The 16,347-nt window shown below is 59.0% G+C and carries 13 protein-coding genes; 6 read left to right on the top strand and 7 right to left on the bottom strand.

All coding sequences use genetic code 11. The features are described from left to right. The first annotated feature begins 1 nt into the window (after position 1). The 3 genes from AC3WP4_RS05670 to gbdR all read left to right on the top strand — a co-directional run bounded on the left by AC3WP4_RS05670 (position 2) and on the right by gbdR (position 4,016). Entirely contained in the window at positions 2 to 1,138 is a 1,137-nt protein-coding gene (locus AC3WP4_RS05670) for a GGDEF domain-containing protein (RefSeq protein WP_102614459.1), read from the top strand. A gap of 282 nt (positions 1,139 to 1,420) precedes the next feature. Beyond that, the gene (gene gabP, locus AC3WP4_RS05665) at positions 1,421 to 2,827 is read left to right on the top strand and encodes a GABA permease (RefSeq protein WP_102614458.1); all 1,407 of its coding nucleotides are present in this window, start codon (positions 1,421 to 1,423) and stop codon (positions 2,825 to 2,827) included. 97 nt (positions 2,828 to 2,924) lie between these two features. Further along, on the top strand, positions 2,925 to 4,016 hold the full coding sequence (gene gbdR, locus AC3WP4_RS05660; protein WP_102614457.1) for a choline metabolism transcriptional regulator GbdR: 1,092 nt from the start codon (positions 2,925 to 2,927) through the stop codon (positions 4,014 to 4,016). A gap of 129 nt (positions 4,017 to 4,145) precedes the next feature. Here gbdR and AC3WP4_RS05655 read toward each other — a convergent pair whose 3' ends face one another. The 5 genes from AC3WP4_RS05655 to AC3WP4_RS05635 form a co-directional block, all read right to left on the bottom strand. Next, entirely contained in the window at positions 4,146 to 4,394 is a 249-nt protein-coding gene (locus AC3WP4_RS05655; RefSeq protein WP_076030907.1) for a hypothetical protein, read from the bottom strand. Between the two features lie 180 nt (positions 4,395 to 4,574). After that, positions 4,575 to 6,830, bottom strand: a complete 2,256-nt coding sequence (katG, locus tag AC3WP4_RS05650) for a catalase/peroxidase HPI (protein ID WP_102614456.1) — start codon at positions 6,828 to 6,830, stop codon at positions 4,575 to 4,577. A 380-nt stretch (positions 6,831 to 7,210) separates the two neighbouring features. After that, positions 7,211 to 9,247, bottom strand: coding sequence for an LTA synthase family protein (locus AC3WP4_RS05645; protein ID WP_102614455.1), 2,037 nt, complete (start codon positions 9,245 to 9,247; stop codon positions 7,211 to 7,213). 32 nt (positions 9,248 to 9,279) lie between these two features. Beyond that, positions 9,280 to 9,885, bottom strand: a complete 606-nt coding sequence (locus AC3WP4_RS05640; RefSeq protein WP_102614454.1) for a hypothetical protein — start codon at positions 9,883 to 9,885, stop codon at positions 9,280 to 9,282. Further along, the gene (locus AC3WP4_RS05635; protein WP_102614479.1) at positions 9,882 to 11,180 is read right to left on the bottom strand and encodes a sialidase family protein; all 1,299 of its coding nucleotides are present in this window, start codon (positions 11,178 to 11,180) and stop codon (positions 9,882 to 9,884) included. Before AC3WP4_RS05635 ends, AC3WP4_RS05640 begins: the two co-directional genes overlap by 4 nt. A gap of 509 nt (positions 11,181 to 11,689) precedes the next feature. Between AC3WP4_RS05635 and AC3WP4_RS05630 the strand changes: the two genes are divergently transcribed. The 3 genes from AC3WP4_RS05630 (at position 11,690) to AC3WP4_RS05620 (ending at position 14,359) form a co-directional block, all read left to right on the top strand. Continuing rightward, positions 11,690 to 12,343: a DUF2238 domain-containing protein gene (locus AC3WP4_RS05630; protein ID WP_102614453.1), complete on the top strand. Its 654-nt coding sequence runs from the start codon at positions 11,690 to 11,692 to the stop codon at positions 12,341 to 12,343. A gap of 129 nt (positions 12,344 to 12,472) precedes the next feature. Next, the gene (locus AC3WP4_RS05625; protein WP_102614452.1) at positions 12,473 to 13,693 is read left to right on the top strand and encodes a helix-turn-helix domain-containing protein; all 1,221 of its coding nucleotides are present in this window, start codon (positions 12,473 to 12,475) and stop codon (positions 13,691 to 13,693) included. A gap of 36 nt (positions 13,694 to 13,729) precedes the next feature. Then, entirely contained in the window at positions 13,730 to 14,359 is a 630-nt protein-coding gene (locus AC3WP4_RS05620; RefSeq protein WP_074877226.1) for a Vgb family protein, read from the top strand. A 16-nt stretch (positions 14,360 to 14,375) separates the two neighbouring features. Here AC3WP4_RS05620 and AC3WP4_RS05615 read toward each other — a convergent pair whose 3' ends face one another. Together AC3WP4_RS05615 and AC3WP4_RS05610 are read right to left on the bottom strand one after the other, a co-directional pair. Beyond that, entirely contained in the window at positions 14,376 to 15,236 is an 861-nt protein-coding gene (locus tag AC3WP4_RS05615; RefSeq protein WP_102614451.1) for a CAP domain-containing protein, read from the bottom strand. A 198-nt stretch (positions 15,237 to 15,434) separates the two neighbouring features. After that, a complete protein-coding gene (locus AC3WP4_RS05610) occupies positions 15,435 to 16,325 on the bottom strand; it encodes a DMT family transporter (RefSeq protein ID WP_074877223.1) in 891 nt (296 codons plus the stop codon). Positions 16,326 to 16,347 lie beyond the last annotated feature (22 nt).

Here is a 16,347-nt window from a genome sequence, read left to right as displayed (position 1 = left end):
CATGGATGGCCCAGGCTCTGGGAATGACCAAGAGTTTTTCATCGCCGAACAGGTGCGAACTGACCGATTGCATCAACTGTTTCGCCAATCATTTTCTGCGGTTTTTGGTAGTTGCCTCGCTGCCATCATGCTGTGCTGGCTGTGTTGGGATCGTTTTGAACACAGCGTTATTTTTTGGTGGCTGGCCATACTGAGCGGGTCGACGCTATTACGCATCTCGATGTTTGTTGCCTATTTTCGCAGCGACGAAAGTGAACGTACGCCTCAACGCTGGGAAGGCAAGTACTGGAGCACGCTCGTGCTGTCCGCCAGTATCTGGGGAGGCGGCGCATTCGTTGTCATGCCAGCAGACGATCTTTTGTCGCAGGCGCTGGTCATGCTTTTTACCGTCGGAATGTCTGTCAGCGCGGTCTCCTGCTACTCGGCCTACCGCTACATGACACTAGTGTCCATTGGGTTGGTTCTGTTGCCGTGCACCGCCTGGTTGCTGTTTCAACCGTCCACGATTCAAGTCGGCATGGCACTTTCGGTGCTGGTGTTCGCATCATTTGTTGCCCGTGCGACACGAAAAATGTCCGAAGCACTGGAAACCGCCTTTCGACTAACCCGAGAAATGGAACAGGCGAACAGCATTTCCACCCGAGCAGCACAAACCGATGAGTTGACCGGCCTGAAGAGTCGACGAGCTTTTTTCGAGCATGCCCAGCAGTTGTACAACGAATGTGAAACCAACCGGTCAGGGTTGTGCGCCGTGATGTTGGACATGGATCACTTCAAACATATCAACGACACCTACGGCCATCAGGTTGGGGATCAGGTTTTGCGCCAAATGGGTGTGGTCATCAGTTCATCCTTTCGTGCCACGGATATCCACGGCCGGCTAGGTGGGGAAGAATTCGCCATTCTGCTCCCGGACACCTCCATTGAGGTCGCCGTCAAGATTGCAGAAGAGCTCATCCAGACTGTTGCTGGATTGATGATCGAGCCTGTTCACTGCATAACGGCCAGCCTCGGCGTAGCGTCGACGGATGCCGGTATTCACGATCTGCACAGCTTGATGAACAATGCCGATAAAGCACTGTATCGAGCCAAGGCGCTGGGACGTAATCAGGTCGCTGTTGCCCAGCCATCGCGATGACCTTCGCGCAGGATGATCTGCCCGCTTGCATCACCGCGGATGCGCGCTTGGGCATGTCGAAATCAGACTCGCAAGTGGCGCACTCAGGCTATTTTCGCTGGAGGCAAGACGCGTAAGGTGGCGCGTCACTTCATGGCCGTGTGCAGCCGTGATGCCTGATCTAGAAACTCAGGAGCGTTTGAGGTGCGCCGCGTTGGTGAAGCGGCAACAGGAAGCAATGATGATCGCCTGACCCTCAGTCAGTACGCCCTAACGTCGATCACCAGAGAACAAAAAATAACGATGAATAACCCGAACTCCACAGTTTCGAACGGTCAGTTGGCGCAGGGTTTCAAACCGCGTCACGTCACAATGCTTTCTATCGCGGGGATTATCGGCGCAGGTTTGTTTGTTGGTTCCGGACATGCCATTGCGGCCTCTGGTCCGGCGGTATTGCTGGCTTATCTGTTTTCCGGCCTTTTGGTCGTTCTGGTCATGCGCATGCTGGGCGAAATGGCGGTTGCCAACCCGGACACCGGGTCGTTTTCCACCTACGCCGACCAGGCAATCGGGCGTTGGGCAGGCTTCACCATCGGCTGGCTCTATTGGTGGTTCTGGGTGTTGGTGATACCCATCGAGGCGCTCGCGGCCGGGCATGTATTGAACCAATGGTTCCCGCAGGTCGATACCTGGTTGTTTGCCTTGCTGTCGATCATCCTGTTGGTCGTGACCAATCTGTTCAGCGTGTCCAAATACGGCGAGTTCGAATTCTGGTTTGCGATGGCCAAGGTCGTGGCGATCATCGGCTTTATCGGTCTTGGTTTTGCGGTGTTGATGGGTTGGATTCCCGAGCGCGAAGCCAGCGGGTTGAGCCGAATCATGGAGGAGCATGGCGGGTTTGCGCCCAATGGCTTGTCAGCGGTCGTAGGCGCGTTCATCACCATCATGTTCAGCTTCATCGGTACAGAAGCGGTGACCATTGCCGCCGCCGAATCCAGCAATCCTGCGCAGAACATTGCCAAAGCCACACGTTCGGTGATCTGGCGCATTGGGGTGTTCTACCTGCTGTCCATTTTCGTGGTCATTTCCGTGGTGCCCTGGAACGATCCGTTGCTGGCGTCGGTGGGCTCGTACCAGCGAGCGCTGGAACTGATGAACATTCCCCACGCCAAGTTACTGGTGGATGTGGTGGTCTTGATTGCCGTGGCCAGCTGCATGAACTCCTCGATCTATATTTCCTCGCGCATGCTGTTCTCGCTGGGCAAACGCGGTGATGCACCGAAGCCGCTGAAGGTGACGTCATCGGCGGGCGTGCCGAGAGCTGCGGTGATCGCCAGCACCATACTGGGTGCCGGCGTAACTTTGTTCAGCTATTTCATGCCTGCCGGACTGTTCCAGTTCCTGCTCGCCAGTTCCGGCGCCATTGCCTTGCTGGTGTATCTGGTTATCGCCGTGTCGCAATTGCGCATGCGCAAGATTCTGCGTCGGCAGAATGTCACGCTGACCTTCAAGATGTGGCTGTTTCCCTGGCTCACCTGGTTGGTCATCGTGTTCATCTGCGCCGCGTTGGCGGTGATGATGGTGACGCCCGAGCACCGTATGGAGGTTTCTTCGACCATCGGTCTTGCGTTAGCCATTTCCTTTATCGGCCTCGTGACCACGCGTCACCATGGGCAGCCGCAGAGGGCGGTGTCGGCGGAAAGTGCATAGCAGCGTTCTCCAGCGTAATCAGGTGCTCGAGCAGTGGCGAGGCGGCAAAAGCCGCCTGCGCCACGGGCCATTACCGTCACTGCGAGAATAATCTTCGATGGCATACGACACCTCCAAGGCCGCTCCTCCCCAAACTGTCGGTTTCTTGCTGCTGGACCAATTCACGTTGATCTCCCTGGCGTCAGCAGTAGAGCCTCTACGCATGGCCAATCAGTTGACCGGTCAAGAGCTCTATCGTTGGCATACTCTGAGTTCGGGGGGAGAGCAGGTCTGGGCAAGCGACGGCATGCCGATCACTCCGGACACCTCGATCATTAACGCACCGATGCTTGATACCGTGATCGTCTGCGGTGGCATTGGCATTCAAGGCGCTGTAACCCGGGAGCACGTAACCTGGTTGCGAACCCTGGCGCGACGTTCGAAGCGGATCGGAGGCGTGTGCACTGGCAGTTGGGCCTTGGCCAAGGCGGGCCTGCTCGATGGCTTCGATTGCAGTGTGCACTGGGAATTTCTGGCCGCCATGCAGGAAGCTTTTCCGCTAGTGAACCTCAGCTCCAGTTTATTCACCCTCGACCGAGATCGCTTCACCAGCTCCGGTGGAACCGCGCCAATGGACATGATGTTGCACCTGATCAGTCGTGATCATGGTCATGAGCTATCGGCGGCCATCTCCGAAATGTTCGTCTACGAGCGAATCCGCAACGAGCAGGATCACCAGCGCGTGCCCCTCAAGCACATGCTCGGTACCCATCAACCAAAGCTGCAGGAAGTGGTCGCCTTGATGGAGGCCAATCTGGAAGAGCCGATTGATCTGGACGAACTGGCGAATTACGTCGGCTTGTCCCGTCGACAGCTTGAGCGGTTGTTTCAGAAATACCTGCATTCCTCACCTTCGCGGTATTACCTCAAACTGCGCCTGATTCGCGCACGTCAGTTGCTCAAGCAAACGCCGATCTCCATCGTAGAGTTGTCGGTGGTCTGTGGCTTCGTGTCCACACCCCATTTTTCCAAGTGCTATCGCGAGTGTTTCGGCATTCCACCCAGCGACGAGCGCTTGGTGGCGGAATCGCAACCCCTCGTGACAGCAAGATCGATTGCGCAGGCATTGCCCTTGGTAAGGCCGATGAGCTTGCTGGATCAGGCACGTGATGAATCAACCTTCGCAAGTATCAAGATTTTGAAATCCTGAACAATGCGGGTGATCTTTTCGGGATGGCTCGGCGTGGCGACATCAACGAAATGGGATGAACTATCAGGGGGGTTGCTCGCCACTTCGATCAAGAAGACGAACAATCCTCCTGTTCTTTCAATCGAATCCTCAATCGCTCACCTCATTTGTCATCATGCGTTTCAGGCGCACCCAGTCTTGGAATGCAGCAGCTCGCTTCGCGTCAGCCTTGGCCTTTGCCTCGGTGAATCGTGCCCATGCTTCGGGGCTTCGGTCGTCTTGAATCAGTTTGTACGCTTCCATATCGAGCCGATCGGCTTCGTGGAATTGTTCGGCATTGGTGGCGATTTTATCGTCCCAATAACGCTCATCGGTGAAGCTCGAAATTCGCTCGCTCATTTTCGCGATCCTCTCCTGTCACTCATGAACGAATGATTATGTGCGGTTAAAAAAATTCCTTCGGCAAGACGGTAGGAACTTACGCCTGTACGGGTTGAGACAGATCGCAGGGCAGTCGACACAAAAAAGCACAACGCCTCCACAGTGGGAGGCGTTGCAGTTTCAGCGATACCGCTGGTGTTACCTGAGGTCGAAGCGATCCAGGTCCATCACTTTGGCCCACGCGGCGACGAAGTCTTTCACGAACTTCTCCTGCGCATCAGCGGTTGCATAGACTTCAGCCAACGCTCGCAACTGCGCATTCGAGCCGAAGACAAGATCGACGCGGGTGCCGGTCCATTTCAATTCGCCGGTTTTGCGATCGCGCCCTTCAAACTCCTCATTAGCCTCCGACACCGGTTTCCATTCCACGCCCATGTCCAGCAGGTTTTTGAAGAAGTCGTTGGTCAACGCTTCCGGCTGCTGGGTGAAGACACCGTGCCTGGTTTGTCCGACGTTGGTGTTCAACACACGCATGCCGCCAATGAGCGCGGTCATTTCTGGCGCGGTGAGTGTCAGCAGTTGTGCCTTGTCGATCAACAGATGCTCGGCCGGGACGCTGTATTTGCCTTTGAGGTAGTTGCGGAAGCCATCGGCGATGGGTTCGAGGAAGCCGAAAGACTCCACGTCCGTCTGCTCTTGGGAGGCATCCATCCGCCCAGGTGAGAAAGGCACCGTCACGGTTTGACCGGCATTTTTCGCCGCCTGTTCGACGCCGGCGTTACCGGCCAGCACGATCAGGTCAGCCAGCGAGATTTTCTTGCCGCTGTTGTTGAACTCGCTTTGGATACCCTCGAGTTTCGCCAGCACGCTCGCCAGTTGCTCAGGCTGGTTGGCCTGCCAGAACTTCTGTGGAGCCAGGCGCAGGCGCCCACCGTTGGCGCCGCCGCGTTTGTCGGAGCCCCGGAAGGTCGAAGCCGCCGCCCAAGCCGTTGATACAAGCTGCGAGACGCTCAGGCCAGAATCGAGGATTTTGCTCTTGAGCGCAGCGACGTCACTGTCGTTGACCAAGGCATGGTCGACCGCTGGAATCGGGTCTTGCCACAGCAGCTCTTCGCTCGGCATTTCCGGGCCGAGGTAGCGGGAGAGGGGGCCCATGTCGCGGTGGATCAGCTTGAACCAGGCGCGGGCGAACGCGTCGGCCAACTGGTCTGGATTGGCCAGGAAGCGCCGCGAAATCGGTTCATAGATCGGGTCGAACCGCAGCGCCAGGTCGGTGGTCAGCATGGTCGGATTACGCCGCTTGGACGGGTCGTGAGCATCCGGAATGATGCCGGCACCGGCGTTGTTTTTCGGTATCCACTGGTTCGCACCGGCCGGGCTTTTGCTCAGTTCCCACTCAAAGCCGAACAGGTTTTCCAGATAGTTGTTGCTCCATTTCGTGGGCGTGGTGGTCCAGGTCACTTCCAGGCCGCTGGTGATGGTGTCCGGGCCTTTACCGGTGCCGAAGCTGTTCTTCCAGCCAAAGCCTTGTTGTTCGAGGCCAGCGGCTTCGGGCTCGGCGCCGACATTGTCGGCAGGTCCGGCGCCGTGGGTCTTGCCGAAGGCGTGGCCGCCGGCGATCAGTGCCACGGTTTCTTCATCATTCATCGCCATGCGACCGAACGTTTCGCGGATGTCCTTGCCCGCAGCGACCGGATCCGGGTTGCCTTCCGGGCCTTCCGGGTTGACGTAAATCAGGCCCATTTGCACGGCAGCGAGCGGGTTCTCCAGGTTGCGCCCCTGTTCAGTGCGGCTAGCCTCGTTTTCCCCTGGCTCAGCTACAAGTGGGCCTTCGCCGGGTTCTTGCATGGGCTCGTCTTTTTTGCCGTAGCGGGTGTCGCCGCCCAGCCACTTGTTTTCCGAGCCCCAATAGACGGCTTCATCCGGTTCCCAAGCGTCTGGACGACCGCCGGAAAAGCCGAAGGTCTTGAAGCCCATGGACTCCAGTGCGACGTTGCCGGTGAGGACGATCAGGTCGGCCCAGGAAATTTTGTTGCCGTATTTTTGCTTGATCGGCCAGAGCAGCCGACGTGCCTTGTCGAGGCTGACGTTGTCCGGCCAACTGTTGAGCGGCGCGAAGCGTTGCTGGCCGGAACCGGCGCCGCCACGGCCGTCACCGGTGCGGTACGTACCGGCGGAGTGCCAGGCCATGCGAATGAACAGTGGCCCGTAGTGACCGAAGTCCGCCGGCCACCAGTCCTGGGAATCGGTCATCAACGCTGTCAGGTCGCTTTTGACCGCTTCAAAGTCCAGGCTCTTGAATGCTTCGGCGTAATTGAAGTCCTTGTCCATGGGGTCGGACAGGGAGGAATGCTGATGGAGGATCTTCAGATTCAGTTGGTTCGGCCACCAGTCGCGGTTTGTCGTGCCACCGCCAGCGGCGCTAATAAACGGGCATTTCGATTCGTTTGCCATGTGTGAGCTACCTTTGGTCGTATTCATCCGGCTATCCGGCCCAGCGTGGGCGTTAAACAGCAACGGGCGAAACCAATGACACAGGCTGCAGGGCCAGCAGTTTGATCAACTGATTGTTTTTGATCGCACGGGAATTCTGAACAGCGGCAATCGAGTTGCCTGCACGGTGGCCTACGGCAGGTTTAGTCAGGCTTCTGACCCATTCCTATCTCCTTATCAGTTCTTGACCGGCCGGCTTATGGTGCCGACGCTCGGATAAGGTTAGACCCCAGTTGGGAAGTCAGCTAATAGGGGGAGTATTAGGGCGTAATAGGCAGAGTCTTTTACGGGAGGCGGGGGAAGACCCCGCGTCTATTTGCAGCATAGACGCGGGAAAGCCGTTACTTGCGCACGTTCTGGTACAGCATCAACCTTGAGGTTTCGTGCATGGCGCGGGTCAGTTGTGACAGGCGCTTGAACTCTTCCGGGTTTTGTTCGGCGACGTTGTCCAGCGGCGTCGGTGAGGCCAGGTCATGGAGGCTTGGCGAGCTACCGTCATGCTCCATCTGCACCATGTAGTGTTGAGTCACGCCGGCAATCAGCGGGAATGTTCCCTCACGCAGCACCAACGGCACCACGCGTTCACCCTCAGGCGCGGGCTGCTGAATGTCACGGCCCATGCCACTGTTGCGGAACTCAAGACCGGCCATGCCCGCCACCGTGGGCAGCAAGTCCACCAGGCCGACCGCTTCTTCGACCTTGCGCGTCCCGAGCAAACGCGGTGCGTGGATGATCATCGGCACCGCGTTGCTTTCCAGGCCCAATTGCTCGTAGGCCGGTGCCAGGAACGGGATCTGTGCAATGCGGGTGTTGTGGTCGCCAAACAGCACGAAAATGGTGTTGTCGTACCAGCCGCCGGCCTTGGCGATTTCCATCAAGCGACCGATATTGAAGTCCAGCAAGCGCACGGCGTTGTATTGCTCGACACTGCGCGACCCTGCGGCCTGAACTTCGGCCAGGGTAGGGTGCTTGACCTCGAAGCCATCGTTGGTCTTGGGAATCGTGAAGGGACGATGGTTGCCAGCCGTCTGCACATAGGCGAAGAACGGTTTGTCCTTGGGCAGTGCTTGCAGGATCTGGTCGGTTTCCTTGAACAGGTCCAGGTCGGAAATCCCCCAGACATCCACCACCGGGGACTTCCAGTCCCGCTCTTCGAACAAGCGAACGCCATCGATGCTTTGGCGGATCAAGGCATTCATGTTGGCCCAGCCGGAGTTGCCGCCGATGGTGTAGATTTTCTCGTAACCGGTGAACGCATTGATCAGTGTGTTTTGCTTGGTGATCAACGGATTGCGCGTCGCGGTTTCCTGGCGGGTGACGTCAGGCACACCGCTGATGCTGGCCCAGACGGTTTTTGCGGTCCCCGTCACCGGCACATAGAAGTGCTCGAAGAACCAGCTCTGCGTGGCCAGGCGATCGATATTGGGCGTCGGATTGATCGGGTTGCCGTAGGCCCCGACGGCGCTGGTGCCCAGCGATTCGAGCATGACGAACATCACGTTCGGCGGCCGGGAGCCCGGTATTTTGTAAGGTTGTGGCGCCTGGTGACGGACGAAATCAAGGGTTTGCGGGTCGGGCTTGTCCACGCCCAGGTAGTTGGCCATCACCGCGTAGTGTTCGCGCACTTGCGCTTCGTCATAGCGCGACTGGCCGACCTTGACCGTGTCGTAGAGGAACAACACCGGGTTCAGGCCCAACGCAGCGATCTGGTTATTGCCCGAGAAGAACGCATCGCTCCAGCGCAACGGGACCGGGTTTTCAAGGTTCATGTTTTCGACACGACCTAAGATGCCCAGCAGCACCACCACGACCATCACCGCGCCACCCAACGCCGCAGAGAGTCGGCGTATGACTTTGCGGGGGCGGTCCAGCGTTACGCGTTCCAGACGCACCAAGGCCAGTGTCACCAACGCGACCGTTGCCAGCCAACCCAGTGAAATCCAGATCACCGGGTAGGTCTGCCAGACCATGTCGCGGGATATTTGCGCATCCTCGATGAAGCGCAGTACGGTGGCGTTGATCCTCACGCCCAGGTAGGCGTAATGACCAAAATCGATGATGTAAATCAGCAGCAGGACGCTCAGTGCCGCGACCAGATACACGCGGGCGATGCGGCGAAGCAGGCGGCTGTTGATCAGGTTCCAGCGCGGAATCCAGGCCAGTAACGCCAACGGCAACATCGCCAGGATGGCCAGGCGCAAATCGAAACGAAAGCCGATCCCCAGGGTTTCCATGACGTCATTTTTGTCGATCAGGGCGTTGGCGTCGAAACCGGAATAGCCGAAAAAGAACATGACACGAAGCACAGCAAACAGCGCGAACGTAATCGCTGTCGCGCCCAGCCAATAATGTAAACGTCTCGAGTGCAGCCAACCCATCCCTGTTCCCCTGTTAATAAAGTCGTTAAATCTCAAACGGAACCGGACGCTGCACCGCGGCGCTTGGTTGCCCGGCCATACGTCCAGCGTACGGCAAGCATCAGCAGTGCCACGCAGCAATACAGGCCCAGCAGCGGATCAACCAGGTAATCCCAATAGTTTTGCGAAGGTTTGATCCCGGCAATGAAGGCCAGGGTCGCGCTGGCCAGCATCACGACGGCCAGGCCGTTGCGCAGGTAAAACAGGCCCAGGGTCAGCACGCCGATGAAGATCAACATGACGCGCGGGCTGTAGCCAAACCGATAGGGGTCCAGATCACTCATGCCCAGGGTTGCCGGGTACAGCACCACGGCCATCGCGGCGAAGAGGATCAATACCCCGGTTTTACCCCGGGCAGGTGGCAGGAGGTCCAGCCGCCGCAAGCAGCCCCACGCCATGAACACCATGGAGGTGATCGCCAGGTCATCAATGTAGCTGCGCAAATAGGCGGCCAACGATAACCCGTCCAGCGCTATGAAGCTGACGGCCAGCAATGCGGCCAACAGGGTGATCCGCCAGCTCCTGTGCAAGCCGAAAGAAGGCAGCATCAGGAAGATGATCATTGCGAAGCTGACATGGGCTTGCCACAGACTGATCATTTGCGACGCTCGTTGAGCCAGGCATCGTTGAAGGTGACGTGCTTAATGAAGGTGTTGTTCCAGGAATAAACCAAGTGATACATCCCGTCGGGGCTGCGGATGAAGTACGGGTATTCATATTCAAATTCACACCCCTGGCTTTTACAGACACGGTTGTCGAGGTTATCCAGGAACTGTGCCTCCAGCGGTTGGCGAAGCGCGCCGCTGGAACCGCGAAACTCTTTGCCGATGATTTCCTTGTAGGCCTCGGGCGAAAACGGAGCACCTTCGGGGTCAGGGGACTTGTCCAGGTCCCGCAACGAACGCCAATCGTCCATTTTTGCGTCGGTGCCATACAGGCTCAGCTTGAAGCGCCCCTCCTGCAGGTCGTTGAGCGCCACCAGCAACCCGTGTTCGGGCGTCGCGACGGCGGCCAACGAAGAGTTCGGGTTCGAGGGATCAAGCGGATAAGGCTCGCTCCAGGTTTGACCGGCGTCCTCGGTGCGGGACGCCAGCACACGGTGGTGGGTGTCGCCGGCATAGCGCAGCAAGGCGATGCCGCGCTGGCCGTCCAGTGGAACCACCGTGGGTTGCAATGAGTTTTTGCCGTGGCTGATGCGGAATTTGTCGATCACATCGCCGTCTGCGCTCAAGTAGAGGTACTCGGCAAACTTGCCCAGGAACTCGTGATAGACCGGCAAGCCGATGGAACCGTCGGCATGAAACACCGGTGCCGACCGGACCAGAGTGCTGATGTTCAGAAAGGGTGAAGTGATCAACTGCCGCGGGGCGGACCAGCTTTCACCGAAGTCATCTGACACCATCACATTGACCGCGCTGCCGGCCCAGCCACCCATGGACACCGACACGTAGAACAGCCACAGGCGATTATCCGGCGCGAGGGCAACCACCGGATTGCCCAGCTTGCGAATGTATTTTCGCGTGCCCTGTTGGGTCGAATCCCGCGTCGCCAATACCTTTTCTGCCCCCCACTCGCCGGTTTTCGAGTCGAACCGGGCAGAGCGCACCTGCACATCGGCTGCGCCTTCGCGGGAGCCGGCGAACCAGACCGTCATCAGGCTGCCGTCGGGCAAGGCGGTCACTGCCGAGGAATGCACGAAATCCACCAGCCCGGACGAGGCGAAGCGGCTGGTATAAATGGGCTTGGCGACTTGGCCAGCCACTGCCATCACTGGACTTATCAGGGCAAAGGAGGAATGCGTATTGGCAGGATTGACGAACCATGCAGCCGCAAACAGGCAAGAGAGTGAAAGGTATGCACCGAGGGCACGAACGCTAGGAAGTTTGATGCGCATCATTAAGGCTTTGGCATCTCATGGCCCGATAAAGCGCACAAACTAACACTCGGTAGTACAAGATCGGATTTAATGAATTTCTAATTTGTAAGCAATTGTTTGTGATGTACTGGGTTGTCGATGATCCGCATCTGATCGAGTGGCGAAGACTGGCGGAATAGACGGTTTTTGCTCTAACCAACGGGATTTAACGAGCCTTTGCGCCATTGGTCGCAAAAGCCGGACCTAAGCCATGGTGAAGCTGAAACGGCACTCTGTAGGAGCAGAGCTTGCTCGCGAAGAGGCCATCACATTCAATTTGCAATTGACTGAACCACCGCCTTCGCGAGCAAGCTCTGCTCCTACAGGAGTGTGGATTGCTCGCGAAGACGGCAGCACAAGCGGTGAAATTTCAGATCGTGAACCGCAGGCAGCCTTTTGTCGGTGTGCCTGAACCGGACTCGCGATGAGTTGATCCATGTAGAAGGACTCCGGAGCCGTCGTCATTCTCCGATTGAGGAACTCAAACCATGCACCCCAACGTGCACCGGCGATACGACCTGACGCTGCTGATGCTGTTTGTGTTGATCGTCGTGGTGTCAGGGTATTCACCCCACAGTCGAGTGGATTGGGCACTGGAAAACCTGTTGGTGCTGTTACTGGTGGGCACATTGGTGGCCGTCTCTGGCCGGTTTCGCCTGTCAGCGGTTTCCATCAGCCTGGTATTCGTTTTCCTGTGCATTCACGAACTGGGTTCTCACTACACCTATGCCAAGGTGCCGTACGACCAATGGTGTTCCGCCTTGACCGGGATCAGCCTCGATAAAGCGCTGGGGTGGCAGCGCAATCATTTTGATCGGCTGGTTCATTTGAGTTACGGGCTGTTGATGGCTTATCCCATTCGCGAAGTGTTGCTGCGCCTGACTCCGTTGCGGGGTTTCTGGTTGGTGTTTATGGCGTTGAACATCATTCTGTCGACGTCGGCCATTTACGAAATCGTGGAATGGATTGGTGGCGCCTTCCTCGGCGACGACACCGCGCGTGCCTTTGTCGGTGCGCAGAACGATCCCTGGGATTCACAGAAAGACATGGCGTTGGCGGTGGCTGGCGCCTTCGTCAGCGAGTGTGTGGTTTTGCTGTACAAGCCAAAGCGCGCCGTTCCTCAGGCTGAGCAACCGTTTTAAATCACCGATAAGAACAACCGATCCCTGCTTAAAGATTTGCGGAGGCGGCTTCCTTCGTACTTGTGCGTCGTGAGATAGACTCAACAGCGAACATCCGACGGTGGGAGTGACAACGGTGGCGGGATTGCGATGGACTCGCTGATCACGGCCGCAGCGCAGGCGCTGGCGGCGGGTGATCCGCTCGGTGCGCTGAACCGGGTCGCGTTGCGCGACGATGCGCCGGCGCTGGCGTTGCGCGGGATTGCGATGGCGCAACTCGGCGATCTGGTGCGAGCCAAGGCGCTGGTGCAGAGGGCGGCGCGGGCCTTTGGACCGAAGGAGGCCTTGGCTCGGGCGCGGTGTGTGGTCGCCGAGGCCGAGATCGCGCTGGCCTCCCGGGAACTGGGCTGGCCGGTGAAGGCACTCGAGGCGGCGCGGGCGACGCTTGAGGCACATGGCGATCGGGTGAACGCCGCTCATGCGCGGTATCTGCAGATTCGGCGTTTGCTGCTGATCGGGCATCTTGAAGAGGCCGACGTGCTGCTCGCCGAGCTTGATCCCGCGCCTTTGCCGCCGGCCTTGCGCACTGCTCACGAACTGGTCGTGGCAGGGATCGCGATGCGACGACTTGAGACGAACAAGGCGCGGTCTGCACTCACGAGGGCCGAGCATGCCGCGCGCGACGCCGATATTCCTGCGCTGACGGCCGAGGTGGAAAACGCAGCCCTTGTCCTGAACACGCCCGTCGCGCGTTTGCTTGCCCATGGTGAGGAGCGGCCACTGTTGCTGGAGGAGGTTGAAGCGTTGCTGGCGTCCACATCGCTGGTCGTCGATGCCTGTCGCTACGTCGTGCGTGGTGCCGGCATGTCGGTTTCCCTCGCCTCACGCCCGGTCTTGTTCACCCTTGCGCGGGCACTGGCCGAAGCATGGCCGGCCGACGTGTCGAGGGAAGCGCTGGTTGCCCGGGCCTTTCGTTTGAAGCACGCCGACGAGTCCCTTCGCGCACGGTTGCGAGTCGAAATCGGGCGACTGCGTGCGGCGTTGAAACCCTTGGCCGGCGTGATTGCAACCAAACGCGGGTTTGCCCTGGTGGCGCTGGTTGCCTCTGACGTGGTGGTGCTGGCGCAACACGTCGAAGAGAAACACGCGCAGGTGTTCGCGTTCCTCGTTGACGGTGAGTCGTGGTCCAGTTCGGCCCTGGCCCTGGCCCTCGGTGCCAGCCAGCGCACGGTGCAACGGGCACTCGACGAACTGGCCCGCGCGGGCAAGGTGCAGTCGTTCGGTCGCGGTCGGGCACGGCGCTGGATGACTCCGCCGCTGCCGGGTTTCGCGACGACCTTGTTACTCCCGGGGCCACTGCCGGGTGACTAGGATGAACGCCACACACCCGTAACGAGGAATGCCAACATGAAACAGTCAGCAGCTCAAATCCTCCGTGAATATGGACCCTTTGCCGGTGTCGACAAGGTGCATGGCGTCACCTGGGACGGTCAGCACGTGTGGTTTGCCACCGGCGACAAACTCAATGCCCTGGACCCGGCGAGCGGCAAGACACTGCGTTCAATCGATGTCGCCGCCCATGCCGGCACCGCCTTCGACGGCCAGCACCTGTTCCAGATCGCCGAGAATCGCATTCAGAAAATTGACCCGCAGACCGGCCGTGTACTCGCGACAATCCCGGCGCCTGGCGAGAGTGACTCAGGGCTGACGTGGGCGGAGGGAACGTTGTGGGTCGGCGAATATCGGGATCGCAAGATCCATCAGATCGATCCCGAGACCGGCGCGATTTTGCGCACCCTTGAATCCAACCGCTTTGTCACTGGGGTGACCTGGGTCGAGGGCCAGCTGTGGCATGGCACCTGGGAAGAAGACGAGAGTGAGTTACGCCATATCGATTCGACCACTGGCGAGGTGCTGGAGAGTGTGAAGTTGCCGGCCGGCGTCGGGGTGTCGGGGCTTGAATCGGATGGCGGCGATCAGTTTTTCTGCGGCGGCGGAGGCAGTGCAAAGGTGAGGGCGGTGCGGCGCCCTAAATAAGACGCCGCGCAATCACTCAAGGCGCGCCAAACAGCATCGTCCAATAAACGCCTCGATCACTGCGTGCGTCAGTGGCATAGGCTGCACCCATCTGAGTAAACATCGGGTTCATCAGGTTGGCGCAATGCCCGGGGCTGGCCAGCCAGCTCGACATTGCCTTGCTCGGTGAGCCCTGGCCGGCGGCGATGTTCTCGCCGATCTGCCGGCCACGGAAACCTGCGGCTCTGGCCCGGTCCGCGGGCATGTCACCGTCGGGGTCCTTGTGGGCGAAGTAGTTGCCGTAGGCCATCGCTTTGCTGTGCCCTTGCGCCGCCGTGCCCAAGGCTGCGTTCCAGGCCAATGGTCGTGCGGCGGCGAAGCGCTGACGACCGCAAAGGCGCGGTTTTGAACGTGCCGCATTGACCTGGGCCAGCAACGCTTTGCTGACGGCTCGCGTATCACCCGCGCGACTGTCCAGCACGGGCTGCGCCAGCACCACCTGCCACTCACTCCGGGCGCGGCTGACGCCAATGTCGGCATATTGAGTATCGAGCAATGCCCCGCAGTAATCGCTCTGGAGCATGTCGAAGGCCTCATCGGCATCCTGCGCACCGACCACGCGAATCGTGCGCACGGTCACCGCCTGATAGCCCGATGCCTTCAATCGATCGCGCAAACCGCCGCCATAGCCGATCGGTAAGGCCAGGTTCGACTTCAATGCCAGCGGCGTTAACGCTCGCCCCGCGCGCCCCAAGCAGCGATCGGGATGAGCGCGGTAGTCGTTGATGGCTTCCACCAAATGCCTTTCGGCACCGGCGTGGGCGGGGTTGGCGAACAGGGAAAGCAAAGGAATGAAACAGAGCGAGGCAACGCGAAAAGACAGGCGGGGTTGGCGCATGGATGAATAGCTCTGAGCGGGCAAGTGGAATTCACGGCTCGGCTATGACTGGCACTTCAATACAAGGTTCACGGACGAAAGAGACATATTTGCGCTGGGATCAGCGCGTCCGCCAATGAGCAGTCGCTGGCCAGCGGGCTAAAGAAGAATGCCAGCGCGCCAGTGGCGGAAACTGGCAGCAACGCTTGTCGCGCTCACTCACTTCGAAAACTTTCGTGCCCCGGCCACGCAAAGGATCACCGCGACGGTAACCCCCAGCATGCCGATGCTGACGTGCTCGTGAAGCAGCGTGGCCGCCAGCGCCAAACCAAAAAACGGCTGCAGCAGTTGCAACTGGCCGACGGCGGCAATCCCCCCTTGGGCCAGCCCGCGGTACCAGAACACAAAACCGATCAGCATGCTGAAGATCGATACGTACGCCAGGCTGAACCACGCCGACGTAGAAATTCCCGAGAACGAAGCCGGAGCCATGAACCAGGTCAGCGGGACCATGACGGGCAGCGACAGCAGCAGCGCCCAGGAAATCACCTGCCAGCCGCCCAGGGTTCTTGAAAGCTTCGCCCCTTCGGCATAACCCAGCCCGCAGGCGAGGATGGCCAGCAGCATGAGGATGTCGCCGGTCGGCGAAGCGGTCAGGCCCTGAGAGAGCGCAAACCCCACCACCAACGTGCTGCCCAGCACCGAGAAAAACCAGAACACCGGCCGTGGTCGTTCCCCGCCGCGCAACACACCAAACACCGCAGTGGCGAGCGGTAACAAACCAACGAAGACGATAGAATGCGCCGACGTCACGTACTGCAACGCCAACGCCGTCAGCAGCGGAAACCCCACCACAACGCCCATTGCCACGATCGCCAAAGGCATAAGCTGATGCTTGGCGGGGCGTTTTTCTTTAAACAGCACCAGCATGCAAAGCGCCAGGAGCCCGGCAATCGCCGCTCGGGCAACGGTCAGGAACACCGGGTCGAATTCCAGCACGGCCAACCGGGTGGCCGGCAGCGAGCCGCTGAAAATCAGCACGCCGATGAACCCGTTGAGCCATCCGCTCGCGGTCTTTTCCGTCATTGGGTTTTGCAGGGTCCGTTCCATTTCAAGGCACTCTGAATTTGCA

Source organism: Pseudomonas sp. FW305-20, from assembly GCF_058788075.1.
This window is presented reverse-complemented; position numbering and strand designations above follow the sequence as displayed.